The organism is Streptomyces sp. NPDC044921 (assembly GCF_056432865.1).
The window spans coordinates 38,973-61,563 of the sequence record NZ_JBWKIF010000026.1 but is presented as its reverse complement, the minus strand read 5'-3'; the positions used below and the strand labels follow the sequence as shown (position 1 = coordinate 61,563).

General features: G+C 67.0%; 13 protein-coding genes. 6 read left to right on the top strand and 7 right to left on the bottom strand.

What is annotated here, in order from left to right; translation table 11 throughout:
- Positions 1–39: 39 nt before the first annotated feature.
- On the bottom strand, positions 40–3,015 hold the full coding sequence (locus AC07DA_RS31380; protein ID WP_479131597.1) for an AfsR/SARP family transcriptional regulator: 2,976 nt from the start codon (positions 3,013–3,015) through the stop codon (positions 40–42).
- A 1,463-nt stretch (positions 3,016–4,478) separates the two neighbouring features.
- Here AC07DA_RS31380 and AC07DA_RS31375 point away from each other — a divergent pair.
- From AC07DA_RS31375 to AC07DA_RS31355, 5 genes are all read left to right on the top strand, one after another.
- On the top strand, positions 4,479–5,033 hold the full coding sequence (locus tag AC07DA_RS31375) for a hypothetical protein (RefSeq protein WP_351348661.1): 555 nt from the start codon (positions 4,479–4,481) through the stop codon (positions 5,031–5,033).
- Between the two features lie 53 nt (positions 5,034–5,086).
- The gene (locus tag AC07DA_RS31370) at positions 5,087–6,034 is read left to right on the top strand and encodes a hypothetical protein (RefSeq protein ID WP_351348658.1); all 948 of its coding nucleotides are present in this window, start codon (positions 5,087–5,089) and stop codon (positions 6,032–6,034) included.
- 91 nt (positions 6,035–6,125) lie between these two features.
- Entirely contained in the window at positions 6,126–7,073 is a 948-nt protein-coding gene (locus AC07DA_RS31365) for a hypothetical protein (RefSeq protein ID WP_345576790.1), read from the top strand.
- Between the two features lie 192 nt (positions 7,074–7,265).
- Complete coding sequence (locus AC07DA_RS31360) at positions 7,266–10,634, top strand: type I restriction-modification system subunit M (protein WP_479131596.1); 3,369 nt, start codon at positions 7,266–7,268, stop codon at positions 10,632–10,634.
- 467 nt (positions 10,635–11,101) lie between these two features.
- A complete protein-coding gene (locus AC07DA_RS31355; protein WP_479131595.1) occupies positions 11,102–16,414 on the top strand; it encodes a sacsin N-terminal ATP-binding-like domain-containing protein in 5,313 nt (1,770 codons plus the stop codon).
- 380 nt (positions 16,415–16,794) lie between these two features.
- Here AC07DA_RS31355 and AC07DA_RS31350 read toward each other — a convergent pair whose 3' ends face one another.
- The 5 genes from AC07DA_RS31350 to AC07DA_RS31330 all read right to left on the bottom strand — a co-directional run bounded on the left by AC07DA_RS31350 (position 16,795) and on the right by AC07DA_RS31330 (position 21,437).
- The gene (locus AC07DA_RS31350) at positions 16,795–17,730 is read right to left on the bottom strand and encodes a tyrosine-type recombinase/integrase (RefSeq protein ID WP_351348649.1); all 936 of its coding nucleotides are present in this window, start codon (positions 17,728–17,730) and stop codon (positions 16,795–16,797) included.
- A 219-nt stretch (positions 17,731–17,949) separates the two neighbouring features.
- Entirely contained in the window at positions 17,950–18,156 is a 207-nt protein-coding gene (locus AC07DA_RS31345) for a helix-turn-helix domain-containing protein (RefSeq protein WP_208898215.1), read from the bottom strand.
- A 763-nt stretch (positions 18,157–18,919) separates the two neighbouring features.
- Positions 18,920–19,624, bottom strand: a complete 705-nt coding sequence (locus AC07DA_RS31340) for a WbqC family protein (RefSeq protein ID WP_351348645.1) — start codon at positions 19,622–19,624, stop codon at positions 18,920–18,922.
- Between the two features lie 21 nt (positions 19,625–19,645).
- The gene (locus tag AC07DA_RS31335) at positions 19,646–20,314 is read right to left on the bottom strand and encodes a YdcF family protein (RefSeq protein WP_351348643.1); all 669 of its coding nucleotides are present in this window, start codon (positions 20,312–20,314) and stop codon (positions 19,646–19,648) included.
- 16 nt (positions 20,315–20,330) lie between these two features.
- Complete coding sequence (locus AC07DA_RS31330) at positions 20,331–21,437, bottom strand: helix-turn-helix domain-containing protein (protein WP_479131594.1); 1,107 nt, start codon at positions 21,435–21,437, stop codon at positions 20,331–20,333.
- Positions 21,438–21,585: 148 nt separating this feature from the next.
- On the opposite strand from AC07DA_RS31330, the gene AC07DA_RS31325 reads away from it, so the two are divergent.
- The gene (locus tag AC07DA_RS31325; protein WP_351348637.1) at positions 21,586–21,981 is read left to right on the top strand and encodes a hypothetical protein; all 396 of its coding nucleotides are present in this window, start codon (positions 21,586–21,588) and stop codon (positions 21,979–21,981) included.
- A 101-nt stretch (positions 21,982–22,082) separates the two neighbouring features.
- On the opposite strand, the gene AC07DA_RS31320 is transcribed toward AC07DA_RS31325, so the two are convergent.
- Positions 22,083–22,568, bottom strand: a complete 486-nt coding sequence (locus AC07DA_RS31320) for a TrmO family methyltransferase domain-containing protein (RefSeq protein WP_100829610.1) — start codon at positions 22,566–22,568, stop codon at positions 22,083–22,085.
- Between the last annotated feature and the right edge of the window lie 23 nt (positions 22,569–22,591).

Sequence of the window (22,591 nt, the reverse complement as noted above, 5' to 3'; positions counted from 1 at the left end):
GGGCCCCCCGGACCTCCCCACCCCCGTCGGCGCCCGGCGTCAGCCCTCCTCGTCCTCCAGCCGGGCCAGCGCGCGTTCCGCCTCGGCGCGCCACTGCGGGGCGTCGGCGCGGACGAACACGTCGTGGGCGGCGGTCAGCCGCTCCCGCGCCGCGTCACGGCGGCCCAGCCGGCGCAGCGCGTCGCCGAGGACGAGGTTGATCCGGCCGTCGACGAGGGGGGAGTCGATGTGTTCGACGATCTCCAGCGCCTCGGTCAGCGTGGTCGCGGCGGCCTCCACCTCGTCCGCGCCCAGGCGGCTCTCCCCGAGTCCCAGCAGGGCGTAGGCGAGCCCCACCCGGTCGGACTTGTCGGTGACCAGCGTGACCACTTGCTGAAACGCTTTTTCCGCCAGGTCGAAGTCCGACCGGGCCAGATGCACCCGGCCCAGCCGGTGCAGCGTCTGGGCGGCGCCGCGCCGGCTGCCGCCGCCGATCGACTCCATGAGCTGGACCGCTTCGAGGCTCAGCTTCATCGCCGGTTCGGTGGCTCCGCGGTCCAGTTCGATCTGCGCCATGTTGTCGAGGGTGTGCGCCTCGGAGGAGGTGTCGCCGACCCGGCGCAGGATGTCCCGGGCCGTCCGCAGCCGCTCCATGGCGACGTCCAGGTTGCCGCGGAACCGGTCCAGGATCGACAGGTTGCGCAGGTTCAGCGCCTGCCCGTGCTCCTCGCCGGCCCGCTCGAACAGCTCCAGCGCCTCGCTGTAGCGGGCGTGCGCCTCCTCCAGCCGGCGGTAGGACTGGGCGACGCCGCCGAGCTGGTGGAGCATGGCGGCCTGCCCGCGCAGGTTGCCCGTCCTGCGGGCCGTGGCCAGCGCCGCCTCCGAGCAGATGCGCCAGTCGTCCAGGTAGTGGCGGGTCTCGAAGAGCACCGCCGCCGAGACCGTGAGGTCCCAGGCGAGGTCAGCCATGTCCAGGGCGGCCGTCTGCTCGACCGCGGCGACCAGCGACAGGCGTTCCGCCTCCAGCCACTCCAGCGGGGAGTCGAGGAGTTCGTCGAGGTGGACGGGGTCGACCGGCCGGCGCGCCACCTCGCTGTGCACGACGCTGAAATGGCCCCCGTACTCCCGCCGGTGGGCCTCCTCCGCGATCGTCAGCCAGGTGCGGAAGGCGCGCTCGCGGGCGGCCCGCTGGGCGTCCGGCGGCTCCTCGGCGTAGGCCCGCTCCCGGGCGTACAGGCGCATCAGGTTCTGCAGCCGGTAGCGCAGCCGGCCGGTCGCGTCGACGCCGACGACCTCCAGGAACTGGGCGTCGACGAGGTCCTCCATGATCCGCTCGGCGTCCAGCACGTCGACGTCGAGCAGGGCGCCCCCGACCCAGGCCGCGAAGTCCGGCACGTCGAGCAGGCCGAGCCGCCGGTAGAGCAGCGCCGCCTCCTCGGGCAGGTAGCGGTACGACAGCGCGAAGCTGGCCCGCACCCGGGAAGCGCCCTGGCTCAGCTCGTCCAGCCTGCGTGCCTCGTCGGTGAGCCGGGTGACCAGGTGCCGTACGCTCCAGTGCGGTTTGGAGGCGAGCCGGGCGGCGGCGATGCGCAGGGCCAGCGGCAGGCGGTCGCACAGCTCGGCCAGCCGTACGGTGTCGGCGCGGGCGGAGGCGATGCGTTCGGTGCCGACGATCCGTCCGAGCAGTTCCACGGCCTCCGGCTCGGGCAGCACGCCGAGGTGCACCCGGGCCTCCTGCGGCCACGTGACCAGCTCCTCCAGCTGGTCCCGGCTGGTGACCAGCACGGCGCAGCGCCCGCTGCCGGGCAGCAGGGTGCGCAGCTGCGCATAGGAGCGGACGTTGTCCAGGACGACGAGCACCTGCCGCTCGGCGAGCACGCTGCGGTACAGCGCGACGAGCGCCTCCGTCTCCGGCGGTATCTGGTCACTGGGCACGCCCAGCGAGCGCAGGAACCGGCTGATGACGTCGGCGGCGACGGTCGGCTCGTGCTCCTCGTCGTAGCCGCGCAGGTCGGCGAAGAGCCGTCCGTCCGGGAAGTGGGCGGCGGCCCGGTGGGCCCAGCGGACCGCGAGGCCGGTCTTGCCGACGCCGGCGATGCCGGTGATCAGCCCGAAGGCGGGCCCCTGGTGGCGGTCCCGGTCCGCCACCAGCAGGTCGAGGACCGCCAGTTCGGGCTCGCGGCCGGTGAAGCCGGGCACGTCCGGAGGGAGTTCGGAAGGGACGATGACGGAGTCGGAGCGCAGCAGGTCGGCGGTGACGACCGGCGGCGCGGGGGCGAGGGAGGGGTCGTCGCGCAGGATCGCGTCGTGCAGTTCCTGGAGGTCGGGGCCCGGCTCCATGCCGAGTTCCTCGATGAACTGGGAGCGCGCCTCCCGGAAGGTGCCCATCGCCTCGGCCCGCCGCCCGGACCGGTACTGCGCGAGCATCAGATGGTGCCGGGTGCGCTCGCGCAGCGGATGCTCCCGCACGACGGCCGCCAGCTCCGGTACGAGGTCCTGGTGGTTGCCGAGTTCCAGCAGGACGGAGGTGGCGTCGTCGTAGGCGTTGAGGCGGTGCCCTTCGAGCCGGGCGGCCTCGTCCTCCACCAGCGGGCTGGCGATACCGGCGAAGGCGGGGCCCGTCCACAGGGCGAGGGCTTGCGCGTAGCTGTCGGCCGCGTCGGCGTACCGGCCCTGCTCCACCGCCGTCTCGGCGTCCTTGACCAGCCGGGCGAAGTCCACCGAGTCGACGGCGTGCCCCTCGGTTCTGAGGACGTATCCGGGGTGGGCGGTGACGATGATGTCCTCGGTGACGCCCTCGGCCTTGAAGGCCTTGCGCAGGGCGGCGATCACGATCGCGATCTGTGTGCGGGCGGTGGCGGGCGGGCCGCTGTTCCAGACACCGTCGACGAGGGTGTCGACCGGTACGATCCGGCCAGGGTTGAGCAGCAGCAGAGCCAGGACCGTTCGCTGCCGCGCACCGCCGACGGTGAGCGCACGGCCGTTCGCCGTCACCGACAGGGGCCCCAGGATCTTGAAACCGAGCCGCTCGCCCACGGATGTTTCCCCCCAGAACTCCACCCACCGTCCTCACCAGAGCGCCTGGACGACAATACCTGAGCGGCCGGGCCGGTTCGCTGGCGTTTTCCAGCCGTCCCTGTGGTCAGGGGCTTCGACGGCGCGGAATTGGGGAATCCTCTTCCCTTTTCACGGATTGCCCGAGAGATCAGGTGTGCGAATTCGCACCGAGTAATCCGGACCGGAATACCACTTTCGAGAATTTGTTGGCCCTTACACCGGGTAACCGTGAAACTCCCCGGTACCTGTAGTGGCCGGATCCCGCCCCGGGATCCGGCCGCCGCGCCCGCCCGGATGGCCGATTCGCTATCGCACAGGTGATCCGATCAAGCCATACCGGACAGACACCTTGCTCGGCATGCCCACGGGCCCCAGGGAGGAGGGCGGAGCAGGGAGAAAACGCCGCCCCCGGGGCCGGATCGACGATGCCCCGCGCCCCGCAGGCGCACCCGGAACCGGCACCCTGACCGAAAACACTCAGGCCTGGAGGCGCAAGAGGCTACTCAGAGCCCGCTCGAAGCCCGCGTCCCACGCTCCTCGCGAAGCGACCGGATCGGGGAGGCGGAGAGCGGAGAGCGGGGAGCGGGGAGCGGAGAGAGCGGGCGCGTTCCCCCACTCGGGACTGCCAGACGCTGACCTATCGTCAGTGCTCCCCCGCACAGCAGCAGTTCAGGAGCCCTTCTGCGCCGGCTCCAGAATCGCCACGCACTCCACATGATGCGTCATCGGAAAGGGATCGACCTGGACGGGTCACGAAAAAGCCCAGGTCAGAGGCAGTCTATCCGCCCGCGGTCCCGCGTACGGGAACTCGGAGCGTCAAACGAGCGTCACGCCAGACAGTTTCTACTCGCGCTTCGGGACAGGCCGCCCGCGCCCGAACGCGCCAGCTGCGGCGGACGAGGGAACGGGTGGAATTCAGCGAGCAGTGCTTCATCAGGTCTGGCGTTTATGTCTGGTGCGGAGCACGTTGCAGATATGAGGTCTGGACAGGTGGAGCGGCTTCACTGAGAGAGAACGACGGCTGCCGTCCGGTCGGCTGATCGACGGTTGCCGAGGAACGACCGACGACAGTGGCGACGCCAACGGAGACGCCCAGCTCGTGCCCGAGCTCACCGAGCCGGCCAGCTCTCCCGAGGTTTGCCCCCCACCCCCGACCCTGGGGAGTTCCTGGGTGGTTCGCCCTGGGGCCGGGTCTTTAAAATCCATCGCCCTGTACTACAGGCGGCGGTACGGTCCTCGGCATGGCTCGTACCTGTGTCTTCTGTGGCGCCACTCCGCTGACGAAGGAGCACACACTCCCCAGGTGGCTCAAGTCTGCGTTGCCGCCCGGCGGCTCTCGGGCCCTCCACATCAGAGAGACAGAATCAACCCGGGTCCAACACGTCGCCTCGGCTCTCGACGCCACAGTCAAGATCGTTTGTGCATCCTGCAACAACGGATGGATGAACAGACTCGAAAACGAGGTGCGTCCGTTCCTGCCCGACTTGATCAACGGACGAGCGGTCACGCTGACCCCAGAGGACCAGAGGGCGCTGGCCTCTTGGTCCCTAAAGACCATGTTCATGTTCTCAGGCCAGAACAAGCATCCCAGGTTGGAGATGCTGCCGCTGAAGGACTGTGCCGCCTTCTGTCACGATCGTGAGCCTAGTCGCTTCATGATCGCCAGAATCGGTGCCATGGAGCCCTGGGAGAACGACGAGGGTTCAGCCATGGTGGAATTCGTTTGCCCTCAGTACAGCGGGCCAGACCCTACCGCGAACCCGACGTATATCTCGACACTGAGGATCGGCTGGTTGTTGATTCAGCTGGTCCGGGCCGGGTCCCTCAGTGACGATCAGGTTCTCGCGCCCTTCGACCCTCATCCCATGTTCCATCCGCTGTGGCCTGTCGGCGCCACGCTGACGTGGCCACCGCTGAAGCCGCTGCCAGCAGCCCAAATGGCGGCCATCGCCTGCCCGCCCACTCTGCCGATTCAGGTGGGGCAGCCGTCAGCTTAGATGGATCACCTAACCCGTCGCGGGTGTGGCACAGGTGCCGCTACCGTCCCGACATGGACGATTCGCTCTCGTCTGAGAGCTTTTACCAGGGCGCCAAGAAGGCCGCCCACAAGGCCATGGACGACCATGGCCGCCCGGAGTACGACGAGTTCGCGCTCCACGCCGGTGTCGCGGTCGAGAAGCTCGCCAAGGCGGCCCTCGCCGCGAAGAATCCGGTCTACGTCGCGGAGATCCGTAATAACAGTGCGGACATGATCATGCATCTCGGCGGACATGTTCAGTTGGACGAGGAGAGAGTCCGCACTGTCGGGGCCACGGAGGCCATCAGGCGACTCCGAAAGATCGGTGTGCTCAAGGCCGATACCGATCTCGACTTGCTGATCGAGATACGCAACGGCGCAGCCCATGCTGCATCGGACAGCACCCTGGCCAAGGGGATGATCACTCCACTCGCCCGGACGATCGAGACGCTGCTTGACGAGCTCAGCAAGCCGCTGGTCGAGTTCTGGGAACGGTGGACGGACCCGGTCAAGAACGCTGTGAACGAGCAGGAGGACCAGGTCTTCCGCGAGGTTCAGCTCCGGATGGTCCAGGCCCGGCACGCGTTCGAGGACCGGTTCGTGGGTCTCCCGGCGGAGGTAAAGGAAGGCGCTCTCAAGGCACCCCAGCCCCGCAAGGAGGAGTGGTTCGCCAAGCCGATGGAGGTCAGGGACGGAGACCTGCTCGTCCTGAAGACCTCGGGCGGCAACTGCCCGGCCTGTGGCGGTCAGGGCCTCCTCACCTTCGAGCCGATTGGCCATACGGCCACGGAGACGACGTTCACCGCGAACGGTTTCGGCTGCTACCTGTGCAACTTCGAGGTGCACGGTCCGGACGAGATGGCCGCCCTGCGGAAGGTCAACACCCCCGGACTGACCACCACGGTGTCCGTATCCCACGGTCCCACCCTCACCCCGGAGGAACAGGCACGCCTCGTGATCGGCGAGACCAGGACAGGCTGATCGTCACGTCGAAGGCCCCGGCTCCCAGAGTCGGGGCCGCGTCTTCTTAAATTCCATCGCCCTGTACTACAGGGGTGGATACCGTCCCTTCATGGACGATTCGCTCTCGTTCGAGAGCTTCTGCGAGGGTGCCAAGAAGGCCGCGCACCGGGCCATGGAGGACCACGGGCGCGAGGAGTACGACGAGTTCGCGCTGCACGCCGGTGTGGCCGTGGAGCGCCTCGCCAAGGCCGTCTTGGTTTCGAAGAATCCGGTCTACATCGTGGAGATCAGGGGCAACGCCAGCGTGGACATGCTGTTCCACATGGGCGGTCACCGAAAGGCGAAGAAAGTCCGCACGATTGGGGCGTCAGAGGCGATATCTCGTCTACGAACGCTGGAGGTCCTGGCTCTGGACAAGGAGCTGGACATGCTGATCGATGTGCGGAATGGCGTTGCCCACACGGGGAGCGAAGAGGACGCCAAGGACTTCCTGCCGATCCTCGCCAAGACCGTCGAAACGCTGCTCGGGGACCTCGGAGGCCCGCTGGACGCCTTCTGGGGCCGGTGGACGACCGCTGCCCGCATGGCCGTGGACAACAAGCGCGGCGAGATCTATCGGAACGTGCAGGTCAGAATCAGGCAGGCGAAACACCGGTATGACGATCGGTTCTCGGACCTTCCTGAACATCTTCAGGACCGTCTTGCAGTCGAGCAGTTGGAGCTGGGCGGCTTCGGGGTGCGCTTCGCGGAGAACGGCGTTGAGATCGCGATCCGCGAGCCGTGTCCAGCTTGTAGGAGCGCAGCCCACGTTCTCTCAGTGAACCAGGGCACGGAGGAGACCCCCCACTTCACGGTCATTGCCCTGCGTTGCCCCATGTGCTATTTGAAGCTGGCCACTCGGGATGAGCTTGAAGCCTCTGGCGTCGACGTCAAGCATGCTGATGATCTGGCCGCGTTCCAGGTCTCAACGTTTTTCGATGGTGCAGTGCCCTCAGAGAAGACCTTCCGCATGAAGATTGAGCAGTTCCTGGGCACCGAAACTGTCGATCTGGATTGATCGTCTCCCCCGAAGCCCCGGTCCCCAGGCCGGGGCCTTTCGCATGCCCAGACCCACGCCGGATCTTCCTGCGCACACCCACGCAAGGAGCTCCCCTAGATCCCTGACCTGATCGCGCTCCTGGCCGCAGCCGAAGAGGCGAGCGGCGGACCCGATGTCGGCACGATCCTCGGCAGCTTCGTCCAGTACGGCATGGTCGGCGTGTTCGCCCTCCTGCTCGTCCTCGGCATCGTCGTTCGTGGGCCGACCCGGCCACCGCCATGGGATGATCAGTCCCATGTAGGGCACCGGCCTGCGGAGGACAGCATGAGTGACGGCACCGGGCATCTGTCCAAGCTCGTCTGGTCGGTGGCCGATCTGCTGCGCGGCGACTTCAAGTCTTCCGAGTACGGGCGGGTGATCCTGCCGTTCACGGTGCTGCGTCGGCTGGACTGCCTGCTGGCCCCGAGCCGGCAGGCGGTGCTCGATGAGGCCGAGCACACCGACGGCGAGCAGGAGCGTGAGCAGCGCCTGACGGCCGCCTCGGGTTGGCCCTTCTACAACTCCAGCCGGTTCTCCATGGAGCGCGTGCTCAGCGATCCGGAGAACGCCGACCGGTTGCTCCTGGCCCATGTCGACGGGTACTCCCGAAACGTCAGGGAACTGCTGGACGGCTTCGAGTTCGAGCGGACCGTCACCCGCCTACACCAGGCCCGACTCCTCTACCGCGTCGTCGCGCAGTTCGTGTCGATCGACCTGGGACAGATGATCACCGACGACCACATGGAGAGCCTCTTCGAGGAGCTCGTCCGGCGGTTCGCGGAGAGCGGCAACGAGGCGAGCGGGGAGCACTACACCCCCCGGGACGTCGCCCACCTGATGGCCGGCTTCCTCGTTGCCGCCGACTCGGACCTCCTGACGTCGCCGCATGCCGTCCGCACTATCCTGGATCCGGCCTGCGGGACGGCCGGCCTGCTGACCGAGGCTGCCTCGTACATCGCGTTGATGAACCCCCAGGTGGACGTCACGCTGTACGGCCAGGAGATAAACCGGGAGTCATGGGCGATCTCCCGTGCCACCATGATGACCAGTGGCCGCCGGGCCTCGACGATCGCCTTCGGGAACGTCTTCGCCGAGGACGGGCACCAGGGAACTGCCTTCGACTACCTCGTCGCCAATCCGCCGTTCGGCGTTGACTGGAAGAAGAGCGAGTACGCGGTCCGGTCGGAGCACGAGCAGCTCGGTTTCGCGGGCCGCTTCGGAGCCGGTCTTCCCCGGATCAACGACGGCTCACTGCTCTTCCTGCAGCACATGCTGGCGAAGATGAAGCCGGTGAGCGCCTCGGGCGAGGGCGGCAGCCGAATCGCGGTCATCTTCAACGGCTCCCCGATGTACGTCGGGGGTGCGGGGTCCGGCGAATCGGACATCCGGCGGTGGATCGTGGAAAACGACTGGCTCGAGGCCGTGGTCGCGCTGCCCGACCATCTCTTCTACAACACCGGCATCAGCACCTACCTGTGGGTCCTCAGCAACCGCAAGCCGGCACAGCGCAGGGGCCAGGTGCTGCTGCTGAACGCTCAGGACCAGTGGCAGCGGATGCGCCGCTCCATCGGCTCTAAGCGCAAATACATCACGTCGGACCAGATCGCCGAGATCACCGGGCTCTACCTGGAAACCATATCCGCCGACCCCGCCCAGCAGCCGGACGACCGGGTCCGCGTCGTCTCCACCCACGAATTGATGTACCAGCGCATCACGATCGATCAACCGCTGCGGCTCAGGTACGAGCTGTCCGAGGAGGTCCTGACTCGGCTCGCCGAATCGCGCGTCATCCAGAAGACCCATGATCCAGCTGCCCTGGTGGCCGCCCTGCGTCCGCTGGTCGGCTCGACGTGGACGAGGGGCCAGGAGGCCGTCACGGCGCTACGCCGGGCGGTCGCCTCGGCCGGCCTAAGCTGGCCGCGCGGGAAGGTCTTCGAGGCGGCGGTCCGCAAGGCCGTCGGCGTACGCGATGGCGACGGAGAGCCGCAGCGGATCGGCGAGGCGTACGAGCCGGATCCCGAGCTGCGCGAGTTCGTCCACCTGCCGCTGCAGGTGGATCCGATGGACCACCTCCGACGCGAAGTGCACCCGACCGCTCCGGATGCCTGGATCGACGACAGCAGGACGCGGGTGGGTTGCGAGATCCCATCCGCGCTCTTCTACCGGCCGGAACTGGACGGCGAGTTCGAACTGCTGCGTAACCTGGCCAGGTTGGAGACCACGCGGGTCCACCCGCCGCAGCGCGGCGAGGAGCAGGAGGACGGCGCCGACCGGCCCAAGCACCTGCGCGCCCAGGACCTCCACGAGGCGGACTCGGCCGTTGAGCTCCCGGACGCGCCGGAGGATGGGGTGGCGCTGACCCTGTGCTCGGGCGGCATGCTCGTCGGACGGCCGGGGAACTGGCGCCTGCTGCCGCAGGGCTTCGGCGAGGCGGCGACCTCGCTCTTCGTGCTGCAGCCGCTCCGAGGCAGCGGCCAGGCGCTCTGCGAGTGGTTGAACTCCCGCAAGGACAACGGTCAGTACCCCAGCGCTCGCGATCTGCTGGACACGCACGTCCCCGTCGACCTGGTGACCGACAGCGAGGTGGAGAGCCTCCTGGAGACCGTGCAGGAGGGGCGGCGCGCACTGCGGACCACGATGTCGGGAATCTTGCCCAACGTCTTCGGCAGCGGCGAAAGGGACGTCCAGGGGGTTCGGAACGAGATCAGGGCCGCCGCCCACGAGGCCGGCCTGATCGGCGAACTCGTGCGCCCGCTGGACGACCCAATCTCGCGCGCCGAGTGGAGCTTTCCGTACCACGCCGCCGCGCTATCTCGTCGGTACCGGGTCAGCACGCACCCGGCGGAGCGGAAGGACGGACTGCTCAAGTTGGGCGAGGGCCTGGCCCGGGTGCTAGGTGTGCTGGCGCTCACCGAGCTCGCCGCGTCGAACGGCTTCTCCCGGAACCTGCGCAAGCAGTTCCGGACCGGCGCCACCTTCGGCACCTGGCTCTGGATCCTCGATCGGCTGGAGGCCGAGGGAATCGAGCCCCGCATCCAACAGCTCGCCACCGTACGCGACCGGGGAAACGCACGCGCGCTACTGGGCCACATCAAGGATTTCAGAAACACCTCGCATCACGCGCACGGCGTCCGCGCCAGCCATCAGCTGGCGGAGGACGTCGAGCGGCTGGAACCGCACATCGTGCGGGCGATCAGTGCGGTCAGCTGGCTCTCTGGGACGCACTGGGACTGGGTGGAGCGGTGCGAGTACCTCGACGAGGGCTCGTACCGGATAGTCGGGCTCCGGCTGAGGGGCAGCCATCCGAGCTGGGAGCCGTTCGAGCGGTCGAGCACCCAGCCGCTTCGGCCCGACCGCATTTACGTGGACAGTGCCCCGTACGGCGCTCCGGTCGATCTCTGGCCGTTCGCTGTCGTCAGCCTGTGCGAGGAGTGTCGGACCCGGGAGCTCTTCCTGCTCAATGAAGCCCGGGACGACCAGCTGACGCTCCGCAGCCTGGAGGAGCATTCGCTGGAGATGACGTACGGGCCGCCCGAGTAGCGGGGCAAAGCTGAGCGACCTGGCGCGGCTGCGCCGGGTGCGGGACAGGGTCTAGGCGACGCCCACCTCCGGCCGATCCGGTTTCACGATCTCCGCCATTCCACGGCGACGCGGCGCGTCGTCCAGAACGATTCGTCCCGACGTACCCGTCATGGACCTGTTCCGTCGTTCGACCGGTCGCCCGTGAGGGAGACTTCGGCGGTGCGATGGTGCGGTGCAGCGCCGTAGCATCTGTTACTGACAGTTAGGGCATGTGAAGTATCCTTTTGAGCCATCTCACGGCCGCCTCACATCCGGTGACTTCTGATCCCGAGCCACCACGCAGCTGTCTTTGGCCAGCCCATGGCTCATTACCAAGGTTGGCTAGAAAGAGCGAGCCTTGATGCGGGCGGCCCCGCGCGAGCGCCATGGTTTCGGCACGCACCGGTTGAGTGCGTGGTCACTGAGGGGGATAAGTCATCTCATCCATGGGAGACGCGGAGGCTGGCACGGCCTTCCAGGACATCATCACGGCGTTGACGCAGCGGCGCATCCAGATCTACGAGCAGGCGGGCGAGGACTGGCGCTTTGCCGAGAGCCTGAAGTCGGTCAGTGAGGACACGGCCCAGGAGTACGAGGGTCGGGCCGTACTGGAGCTCATCCAGAATGGGCACGATGCCCTGGCCGAGTCCAGCTCCGGAAGGATCGCTGTCCTGGTCTGCCCGCATGCCGGCGAGAACGGTGTCCTGTACGTCGCCAACGAGGGCGCTGGATTCACCGACAGCAACTTCCGCGCGATCACGGAAGTCGCCCTGTCGGACAAGGGCGCCGGGGAGGGCATTGGCAATAAGGGGCTCGGATTCCGTAGTGTGCTCCAGCTGACGGACTGGCCCGAGGTCTACTCCAAGGCATCCCCGTCATCGGTGAAGTTCGACGGCTTCTGCTTCCGGTTCGCGCGTCCCGAGGACGTGCGCGAGCTGGTGGACGATCCGGAGCTGGCAGACCGGGTGATCGAGGACATCTCGCCGCTGGCCCTGCCAGTCCCGGCCCAGGACCCCGATGCCACGCTCATGTCCCTGGCCGCGGAGGGATTCTCCACGGTCGTACGTCTGCCGCTGCGCAACAAGCACGCGGTGGAGGCCGCGATCGCGCAAGCCACCGAAGCGATCGATGGCGAGGCACCGCTCCTGCTCTTCCTGGACCGGGTAGGTGAACTGATCGTGGACGTCCAGGACAGCGGGGACCGGGGCGGTCGCCGCGTACTGGCGCGCTCGGTGACCCCGTCCAGGCTGGTGGCCCGACAGGAGGGAGGGTGGGTCGAGGAGGTCGACCTCGCGGAAGGCGGGCGTTATCTGCTGGCCCGCCGCACGCTCGCCCCCGATGGGCTGCGACGGGCGATCGAACAGAGCATCGAGGCACGGGAGATCGACGCGAAGTGGCTGAAGTGGGAAGGCGAAGCCTGGGTCGGGATCGCGCTTCGGCTGGACGAAGACCTGGAGCGCGGTCTGCTGTACACCTTCCTCCCGATGTCGGATGCGGCCCGTGCGCCCTTCCATGGCCACGCCCATGCTCCGTTCTTCACCAAGCTGGCCCGGCTTCACATCAGTGAGGCTGTGGGTCTAAACGCGTTCCTCCTGGACCAATTGGCCGAACTTTGCATGCAGTTGGTCTCGGCACTGCGCGCCCAGGGGCCGTGTACCGCAGTCCGGCATATCATCCTGGACCTCGTGTGCTGGGACGCCCCGGCCCGAATCGACAGGGTGCTCGACGGGAAGCTGGCGGACGAGCCAATCGTTCCCCTGGTCGGGGCCGACTCGTGGGGCACGCTTCGGAGTTCGTTCGCATGGCCCGACAAGAAGCGCCCCTGGAAGGTCCTCACCGCCGAGGCGCTGGCCGAGGCCGGAGGTCGCCTCCTCGATCCTTCCGTCGGGCCACTTCGGGAGACCCGTCTGCTCAAACTCCACCAAGACCTTCTCGCAAAGCTCATGCGCCCTTCGTCACGGACGGCTGCGGCGTGGGTGGAGCGCGTCGCCGAACGGTTGCAGCCCTCTGGAGAGGCACGGCCAGATCCCTTGTGGGCGGACTTCTACGACGACCTCGCGCAAGCGTTCGCCGACCACCCCGAAGACCTTCGCGGCCGACGGATCATCCTCGATCAGGACGGCCGGCTTTGGCCCGCGCTCGGTGGTGCGGAAACGGCCGGCAAGAGTGAGCAAACCGTCTTCTTCCATCCCGAGGACGAGGGCGGCAACGGCACCGCTCAGGTACCGAAGGCGCTGAAGGCCCTGCGTCGGCGGATGGCCTTCACTCATCCCGGCATCGCCTGGGGACGTCCCGGACGTACCTTCCTCGAAGCCCACCGGCTGGTACGCCCGTACCGGCCCGGCCGGGTCTTCGAGGCACTGAGGGATCTCCTCGCCAAGAGCCCCTCGGACGCCCTGTGCCGAGATGCCTTGTCCTTCGCCCTCCGCCTCTTCCCCTCACTCACCGAGGTCGAGCGCCGTCGGCTCCCCCAGACAGGCTTCCGCCTGCCCACTGGTGAGGGCGACTGGATCAAGGCGGCACGTTGCCTCTTTTCCCCCGCTTGGGGCACCGAGGGAGGACGACGCCTGGCGAAGTTCCTGGACGCGGGTGGCAACGAGATCCCGTCCCTGGCCGCCCTGCGTAAGCGCTGGCTCAGTGACCCCGACGACTGGCCCGTTCCGGTCAGCGACCTCGCGGCCTACGTCGACTTCCTCAAGGCCATCGGTGTCGGCGACGGCCTCCCCCTTTCCTGGGCCGGCGGCAGGCTCGGGGCAGCCAACGGCCGGGACATGGAACCGGGAGTCGTGGCCAGGAGACTGCCGCTCGGCGACGTGCTCGGACGGGTCTGGGCAAAGGACGTCGACCGTACGTGGAGCGGCTTCGCCCACCCCTGGACGCCGTACGAGTTCCGCCGGCAGCTGCCGCACCTGCCAGGTGCCGTCGAGGTCGCGGAGCTGGGCCCTGCCGCCCGCCGAGAGTTCGCGGAGTTGTTGTTCATCGGGCTCCGCACCTGGGGAGACACGGCCTTCACCGTCCCCCTTCACCGGCCCTACCACGACCGGAATCCCGACCCCCACACCTGGCCGAGCCCGCTCGCCTCCTTCCTCCGCTCGATGCCCTGGGTCCCGGTGGAGGGCAGGGACACCGACGGTCCGGCCTTCGTCCCGCCTAACCGTGCCTGGTTCAGCGCCGAAGGAGACCTTCCAGCGTTCGTCCCCTCACTCCCCCTCTCGATCCGTCGGGCTCTGGCCGACAAGGCGGTACTCGAACGTCTGCGCCGCTGCGGTCTGCGATTCTGGGACGAATCCGAACACGCCGGGGCGGCCGTGCGGGACCTCGGCGCGATCGTGGCCGCGGGTGGGGTGCCCGACCACCTCAGCGTCTCGTTCAAGAAGCACTACGGGAGGGCGTGGTCCTATGTGGCGGAAAGCGGGCGCTGGCCCTGGTCGGCCGGAGAGCCGGTCCAGCTGGCGGTGGTCCGCGAGCAAACACTGACCACCCTCACGCCCTCCTCCGAGGGGGAACCGGTCTACGTCTGCGACGAATCCGACCCGCTTAAGGAGACACTCGTCGAACTGGCAGGTCATCCCGTCCTGATCGCCGGATCCGACGACGGCGCGAGGATCGCGAAGAAAATGGAGTCAGGCGGAGTGAACGTGGCCCGGCTCTCCGACGCGCGGGTGCAGGTGAACAACCGAGACAAGAAGCCAATCAAGCCGTCGGACGACCATGCCCGGCTGACCGAGGGCCGGGAGTGGCTGATCCTAGTAGTGGCCCTGGTGATAGAGCTCAAGTCCGGCGCGTTCCTGCGCCGGAGCGAACGCACAGTGCGCTCCCTGCTCGACCGGTTGCGCGCGATCCGGATCGTCCGGGCCGAGGAGATTGAGATCCTGATCGCCGGCGAGCGCGTGGAGCCCCCACCGACGACCCGCAGCCTGCCGCTGCCCCATCCCGCCCACCCGACCGTCGTCGTCTGGAACGGCGCCAGCGATAGCGACGGTGACTGGGACGAACTACAGGCGGCCACATCGGCGGTCACGCAGCTCCTCCACCAGCCGTCCTTGCAGGACGCCCTGGAGCTCGTTCTCGTCAAGATGCAGCGGCACTTGAGCGGCGAGATGCCGGACCACATCGACGACCGCACACTCGCGCTGTCGCTCGACACGACCGAGTCCAGGATCTCGGAACTGCGACGCAGCCTCACGAACGACTTGCACCACACGGTCCGGCAACTCCGCCCCGTCCTGGTCTGTCTGGCTGGCACCGACCGCGCCAGCGCGGTTTCCGAGGCCCTGAATGAAGCCACCAGCGAGGAGGAGCTGGTTGCCGTCCTCGGCGGGCTCCCGTGCATCCTCCCGCTCCCCGCCGCCGAGCTGCTCACCGTCGCTCGTACCTCCACGACGCCCGCCGAGCTTCGCGAGGCCCTGGCGCTGGACTACCAGGCGTTCAACGAGGCGCTCGCCGCCCTCGGAGCCCCATACAAGCCCGTCTGCGACCCGGACCTCCACGACCGGACGTTCAGCGAGTTCCTCCGCGCACACGCCGATTCCATCCTGGACCGCCTGCGCGAGCGGTACGCGCCACAGGCCGCAGGAGGAGGCGACGTGGCCGCGTACGCAGCGGCCCGCCATATGGACGACCTCACTGCCGACCCGGACTGGCTGCCCCGCTTCGCCTCCCCTCCCGAGGAGCAGATGCGAGCACGGGTCGCCCACTGGCTGCGGTCTCACGGAGCCGAAGACGACCTGGAACGCGCGGGTGATCTGGAGCCCGTCGACGAGCTACGCAGCCTCAACACGGCAGCGCTCCACCGCTTGGTCTCCGTACTGACGAAACTGGTGCCCGCCTGGTGCCGTCGTCACCGCGTCCCCGTGCCGCCCAGCTGGAACAGCACCCCCATGATGGAGGCGCGGACCGCAGTGCACGGTTCAGGATTGGCCGACCTTCTCGTCCTAAGCGAGAAGCGGCTCCTGAGCGAGGTGGCCCGCAACGTGGGTTGGCCGGCCGGCATGCCGCACAGTGCCGACCCCGGCTTCCTGGGCCTCACGGCCCACGACCTCGCACAACCGCCCGTGCCATCACCCGGCATCGTCGGATCCCGCGGATCCGTCCAGCCCACGATCAAGATCGGCGAGAAAGAGATCGTCGTGGGGCGGGACCACTTTGCAGCCATCGCCGACCTGGCGGCGCACACGGTCGACGAGACCTTCCTCGGGCAGTCCGGGAAGGTGCGTCTCGACATCATGGCGCCCGTACCGCAACCCCGCCGCACACCAGACGCACGGACGACGAGGGTCGTCGTATCGCGTAAGGCCCAGCTGACCGAGGAACAGAAGGCGGCCATCGGCCTGGTGGGCGAGGTCTCCGCACGCGCCTGGCTGGAGCACCGGTACGCCGAGGTCCACTGGGTCTCGGGCTACGCCGCGGTCCTCTTCGAGGACGCGGCAGCATCCGACGCCCACGGCTACGACTTTGAGGTGGCCTACCGCGGCAGCACACGCCTTTACGAGGTGAAGGCAACCAGCGAGTCCTACACGGAGCAGATGGAGTTCGAACTTGGTGTCTCCGAGGAAAGGGCTGCGCGAGAGTACGCACGCAGCACCCGCTATCGGATCTTGCTGATCACCTCTGCCCTCGATCCAGAACGGCGACGCGTGCTCGAACTGCCAAACCCACTCGCGGCGGCCGGACGTGACCGGTTCCGGGTGGTAGGCCGGGGGCTGCGTTACCAGTTTTACCCAACAGATGGAGTCTCCCATCCGATCTCGAAGAAGTAAGAGAGTCAGTACACATCGGTGACGGTAAAGGGAAATGCCATCGGAAACATGCCCCGATGTATCGAGGCGGGAGAACATACAGGTCACAGCGATAAGCGTCGCGGCCGCAGAGTAATGCGGCCTCACAGCGAACCACCCCGGAGCCGACCGCCAGCTGCTACACCGTGCCAGCCCCAAGGCCAGTCAGGGCTCTGGTATAGGACCTAACCTACTCTCACCGTCTCGCCGTACCCGAACTTCTGCCCACTGGAGCACGATCACTAAGACTCGTCGGTGAGCCGCACACCATCTCACCGACGAGTCGGCCCACTCCCATGACCCGGGCTTGAACGACACGAAACGACTTCACCCTGTCCAGTACGGACAGGGTGAAGTCACTTTTATGCAGCTATGGTCAACGGCGTCTCCAGACGTTCCCATGCCCCGAGAACAGCCTTGTGAGCGTCCGGCTGCAGGTGGGCGTATCGCTGCGTGGTCTGGAAGCTTTCGTGGCCGAGGAGGTGCTGGACCTCGTAGAGCGAGACTCCCTTTTGAACCAGCCACGAGGCGCAGGTGTGGCGCATGGAGTGCGGTGGGTAGCGCGGGACGAGCTGCTGCTCACCGTCGCCGTCAAAGTAGTAGGCGCCTTCTACAGCCGGCCACCAGGTCTGCCTCCGCCAGTTGCCGTCATCGAGGAGTCGTCCGGCCCTGCCCTTTGTGATGGTGGTGAATACCACCGCGTCACGGTCTAGACCGTAGATGTGGCGCTCAAGTGCCTCCAGGACATGGGCTGGCAGCGGAACTTCCCGGCGACTCTTGGAACTCTTCGGGTACTCCTTGATGCCACTCTTGGTGTTGACCTCCACCACGAACAGTCGCGAGCGACGCTGGTCGATGCGGTGTCGATGAAGGCCGGAAAGTTCACCCCAGCGCAGTCCGGTGTAGAAGCCGAGCAGGCACATCGTCCGCCAGGGGGACGGCAGTTCATCCAGGACGCTCTGCGCCTGATCGAGTGTGAACCACTGCGGCGGTTTAACTGCGATCTTGGGCAGGTCGATGCTGCGGCAAGGACTCACCGTGATCACGTCGTCGTCGACAGCCGCGCGCATGATCGAGGACGTCAGATTGTAGGCCCGCTTGATCGCGGCAGCACCCGCGCCCTTCTCGACCAGGGAGCGGACCCAGCTCTGGACGTCCATTCGGGTGATGGCGCGCATCTCCCAGTCCGCCCAGTAGGGCATCACGTGGTTCTTGATGCAGGAGGCGTCGCCTCGCATGGTGTGGCGCTCGACCACGCGGGCGTTCCACCAACGGTCATGCCACTCACGGAACGCCATTTCGCCAACCCTCGGGTCGCGCATGCTTCCGCGGGCAAACTGAGTTTCCATCTCAATGCCCCAAGCTCGCGCCTGAGCCTTGAGAGGGAATGACTCACTGAACCGGTCTCCTGTCTGGTTGCGTACGGTCGCCTGCCACTTGCCGGACTTCAACTTGCGCAGGTACGCGGCACTACTCCTTTATTCCGGGGACGGTGAGGACCAAGCTGACAGCGAAGGTCAGCGGCGGGGGCGCGGGGAAGCTACTGATCGGCTGGTAATGAACTCCTCCAAGCCGGATGCGGGGACACGGACGCGCGAGCGGCCCGTTCCGGTGCGCAGGTCGACGACCGGAAGTTCCCCGGCCGCAATGAAGCGGTAGACAGTGCGGCGATCGACGTCCAAGGCTGCGGCGACAGCGGGAATGGATAGCAGACGGGCAGGCATGGTGAGTCCTTGAGAGTGGGATGCGAAAGGAGCCGGCGCATCGGTTCAGCTGGCCTGTTGAGCAGGAAGAGGCATTGCCCCCCTCGGCGGAGGCGTGCTGTTGATGCCAGAAGGTCACAGGCCAGCGACGCTCTTGCTCTCCTCTCCGGTCCAAGCGCTGTCCTGCGTTCGCTGCGGCCCCACCGCCAAGCACAGCCGACCGCGAACACCCTCAATGGTCGCCACGATCGCCGGTTTGGCTAACCGGCGATCGTGGTCTATGTTCCGGTCGCGCCAGGCAAGAAGCCGACCATCGGCTGACAACCACGGCACCAACTTCCATGGCCGCTGAGACGCTCCGGTGCTAGGGCCTGCTGGGTGAAATCCAAGCGGTAGGCACCAAAAGGGAAGGTCAACAGGATGGTCAACCGAACTGATATGAGCTAGCACACCTAAGAAGAAGATCCTCACCTTGCGAGCGGTGGGCCATTCACCTGCCCACATGCTTTCGGGGTCTTATAGATTGACATAGCCCCGCGTAGCGTTCCAGCCTTTGGACGTGCTTTCTCGTCTGCCGTGAGCGAATACTGAAGGCCACAGGTCCCTTTATGCCCCGGATACGCTTAGTTGCTGCGGGCTGCGGAGCTGTTTGGAGCGTTCTCACCGCTGGCTACGCTTTTCCCAGTAAGGACGAAATGACCGCCCGGCCGTAGATCGACCCGGCCGAAGGAGTAGGACCGTCGCAGGCCGTCTTGTCACCGACCTAATGCGAATAGTTTGCATGTTAATCGGCGAAGCGGTACAAGGCGGCAACGGCACGCACTTCCTTGGTTACGGCCCGGATACCGTAGGTCATGAGGGGGTGCACGGCGCTTAGCTCGTGCCCGCCATCCCACACCCCAGATGCAGGCGTACGGAAGGAAACCACGCTTATCCCGTGAGCGGTGAAGGGGACCACACCGAGGTAGCGTGTACCGCCGGTACCGCAGATGTAGCTCCGGGCCTGGGTCACCGTTGCGAGGTCGGCGAGTCGCTGCGACCGCTCAGAGCGGGCGGGCAAACGACTGCTGTACAGGATGCGGCCCTTCCACCCCATCAGTCCGAGGAGCATCCGCGTGGATGCCTCGGCCACATCAGCAGTCTTATCCGTTCGCCAGAACTCGTCGAGCACAGAGTCCAATTCCTCCCGGAAGAGCGGCCAGTCAGTGGAGCTGCCGTAGTGCTGCGCGAGCATGCGCATGACTCGTCGACGTGAGCGTTCCGGGTCGACCAGAAGAGCATCCCGGATGAGGGTCGACCGACCATGAGGAAGGTGGGTAGGGATCGAAAGCCATTGACGCCGGCTTGGGTGGGACATGCTGGCCAGCCGGGCACGGTGCTGGTAGTCGCGGCGGGCGAACTGGACGTCGTCGAGCACGATCCAGTAATCCGCCGCGAACAGCTTGGCCAGAGTGTTCAGTCGCGGCAGGAAGTTCGGCTGGTCGCGCATAGCCCGCCGGGCGCGGGGAGGTCATGAGGCGATGAGTCTGCTGGTGAATCCGGCGCGGATGAGGGACTCGTACGCGGCATGTACGTCCTCCGGAACATGCTGCTCGATGGCGAACCCGAGCTTCGGGTACTCGATAACGCGCTGGAGGTCGCCGACGAGCATGTCGATGACGAGCTTCTCGTCGCCGATGCTCTTGAGGTAGTCGTCGAACTCCATGGGCTCCGAGGCGCAGGTCACGTCGACCTGGGGCCAGAGTTTGCGGGCGGTGGCGAAGGAGCGGCGCTCCATGTAGGGCTTGGAGACAAGCAGCACGGACTTCGGCGTGATGCCGGCGGATGCGAGGACCTCGCGGGACAGGGTGATGTTTTGGCCGGTGTTGCCGGCGTTCGGCTCCACGAGGATTGCGCTATCCGGCACACCTAGGGCGAGGGCGTGCTCGCGGTAGTGCACGGCTTCCCCACGGGGGAACACCTTGGCTGTGGTCGGGCTGTTGCCGCCGGTGAACACGAGAGTGGGGAACAGGCCGGCGCGGTACAGCTCGGCGCTGAAGGCGGCCACGCCGAGGTCGTGACTGCCGAGCCCGATCGCGACGTCGACGGGGCTCACGTCGTGATGCATCTGGTGGAAGTCCCAGACCAGCTTGGCCTTGCTGATCTGCTCCTCGGTGATGGCCGGCTGGTTGTCGGTCACTCGCTTATCTCCCTGGTCACCGTCGTGTGGGGCGGGCTGCCCCGTCGGCCGTCCTCCGGATGTCCGTGATGCTGCGGAGCTGGTGGCTCAGCCCGTACTGGGCCGCCTCCCTGGCAGCGTCGTCGAGGACGTGTAACCCATCATCCAGGGTGGCGGGATCGGAGAGCAGGATGTGGCCATATGCGGTGTCCAGGCGTACCCGCTGCATGGGCGATTCCGTGACGCCAGTACTGCGTGCAAGGTCGATGAGGCGCAGGGCGGCGTCGAGGTTTCCGGAACCGCGGTGAGCGAGGGCCAGCTTCTGTTGCGCGACCGACCAGTCCTCCTGTTCGGCGAGGTCCTCGAAAACGTGGACCGCTGTTTCCATCACGCTGACCGCATAGTCGTGGTTGCCGTCCTTGCTCAGAGCCGTGCCCACCCACAGGCGAGCGCGGGCACGGTCACGAGGGGACAGTCGATCGTCGGCTGCCAGGTCCTCGTACTGGCGCGCCGCTGTCTCAAGTTCGCCGACCATCTCCGTGACGACGGCTAGGGAGAGATCGAGCTGAGCTACGCGGCGCGGGATCGCCAACTGCATATAGAGCGAACGAGCGTTGGCGTATGCGCGCTGGGCCGAGAGTGGGCCAACGACGGCCCCCTGGTCTCGCATCAGGTCTCCGTGCAGCGCGGTGGAACGTGCCAGCAGGGACAAGCCCCGTTCATCCAGCTCCGAGGCTTTGTAGCGAGAGGTCCAGCGGTGCAGAAGTGATTCTGCGAAGGGAAAGTTCTGACGGGCAAGGGCCACCACTGCGCGCTCCAGGTCGTCGGCCCACGTCTCGTAGTCCCAAGCTCGTGGGCGGGGAATGGTGACACGCCCGGTCGTTTCCGGCGGGGTGTCCCCCTCGGCGAGTCTGGCGAGCTCTGTTTCGAAACGCACGTGGGTCTGCGCGTTCGCCTGAGCCAGCGCTGTATCCAAGATGGCCTGGCTCTCCGTGTTGGGTCGCCGCTTGGCCAGAAACTTTTCCCAGTTACTGACGGTATTGACCGAGACGCCCAGTCTTTCGGCGAAGGCGCGCACGCTCAAGCGGAGAGCCTTCCGGAGGGCAAGTGCCTCCAGGCCGGTCCATTCATGAACGGTCGCCACGTGCCACTCCTTTCCGTCGCCATCGAAGCACGCTGAGTCGCGCCAGGTGGACGGAAGTGGGACAGAAGTGGGACGGCCGTGGATTCCCCGACCGCCCGGCCACCATCAGGCTCGAAGTGCCCCTCCGAAGACGGCCTGATGGACGGTCATGATCTTGGAACCCCTCACCGAACAGCGGCACGTCACCGGTCCGCTCGTGTTCGGCTATCTGCGCCTGGTGCGGGTCTCGCATGCTCGTCAGCTGGCCCTGACGATGGCGATCAGCGACTACTGCCGTCGTCACGAGCTGACACTGGCCGGCGTCTACATGGAGCGTTGCTCTTCCACGCCGTCCGCGTTCGTGGGCATGCTCGATGCCCTCACGGCCACTCGGTCCTATGGGGTGGTACTTCCCACCCCGTCGCACCTCGGCCCCAAGGCCATAGCGGCTGAACGGCGCAGTCAGCTGACCGAAACCGGCGCCCATCTGCTGCTGATCCGTGGTGAACAGACGGCTCCCCCAGGCGAAGGCGCCGCAGCCCTCGCCGCCGGAGGCACCGAGTGATGAGTGCCTGCCGGTACAGCCCTGCGCGAGCGTGGTTGGCGCCCGCTCGGGCGGCTACGTCCCGGCCGGCCGCCAGCCTCGGTTACGGAGGATGCCTCGAGTCAGCGCTCGGCGGCGTGCCTCCAGTAGTCCTTCAGCATCTCGCCGGGCCACGCGGGCTGGGTGACGGGGCCGCGCGGCAGGAACTCCTTGAAGACCGCCACCAAATCCACCACCAGCGTGCCGTCGTCAGCGTCGAGGTCCGTCACGTGCAGATCCCGTCCGTCGACGCGGAGCAACCGCGGGAACGAGGTCGCGAGGCGAGCCGGACGCCGGTGGTTGTGATGCACGAAGGTTCCCGTCGCCGGCCAGTCCGGGTTGTCCCGCGGGCTTCGCGCGTGGAGGGCAACGTCCTCAGGAGAGCCGAAGTTGAAGAACCAGGTGACCTGGAGGTGAGAGAACTCCTCGATCCCCTGCAGGGTTTCCTCCGGGTACTCCGGGCGCAGCCGAATGATCGACTCCACACCGCCCTTGAAGTCGTCGAGGCGCCCCTTGTGGCCCCCGACCACCTCGGCGATCACCGGCACCTCGATGGACTTTGTGGACACGGGTTCCCCCTTCTCCGCTCGCG

What these genes read in the sequence shown, in the direction of transcription:
- AC07DA_RS31325 (WP_351348637.1), top strand. Translation starts at nt 21,586, where the DNA reads ATGATCTTGGAACCCCTCACCGAACAGCGGCACGTCACCGGTCCGCTC.
- AC07DA_RS31365 (WP_345576790.1), top strand. Translation starts at nt 6,126, where the DNA reads ATGGACGATTCGCTCTCGTTCGAGAGCTTCTGCGAGGGTGCCAAGAAG.
- AC07DA_RS31375 (WP_351348661.1), top strand. Translation starts at nt 4,479, where the DNA reads ATGAACAGACTCGAAAACGAGGTGCGTCCGTTCCTGCCCGACTTGATC.
- AC07DA_RS31350 (WP_351348649.1), bottom strand. Translation starts at nt 17,730, where the DNA reads ATGGCGTTCCGTGAGTGGCATGACCGTTGGTGGAACGCCCGCGTGGTC.
- AC07DA_RS31370 (WP_351348658.1), top strand. Translation starts at nt 5,087, where the DNA reads ATGGACGATTCGCTCTCGTCTGAGAGCTTTTACCAGGGCGCCAAGAAG.
- AC07DA_RS31360 (WP_479131596.1), top strand. Translation starts at nt 7,266, where the DNA reads ATGGTCGGCGTGTTCGCCCTCCTGCTCGTCCTCGGCATCGTCGTTCGT.
- AC07DA_RS31340 (WP_351348645.1), bottom strand. Translation starts at nt 19,624, where the DNA reads ATGCGCGACCAGCCGAACTTCCTGCCGCGACTGAACACTCTGGCCAAG.
- AC07DA_RS31355 (WP_479131595.1), top strand. Translation starts at nt 11,102, where the DNA reads ATGGGAGACGCGGAGGCTGGCACGGCCTTCCAGGACATCATCACGGCG.
- AC07DA_RS31345 (WP_208898215.1), bottom strand. Translation starts at nt 18,156, where the DNA reads ATGCCTGCCCGTCTGCTATCCATTCCCGCTGTCGCCGCAGCCTTGGAC.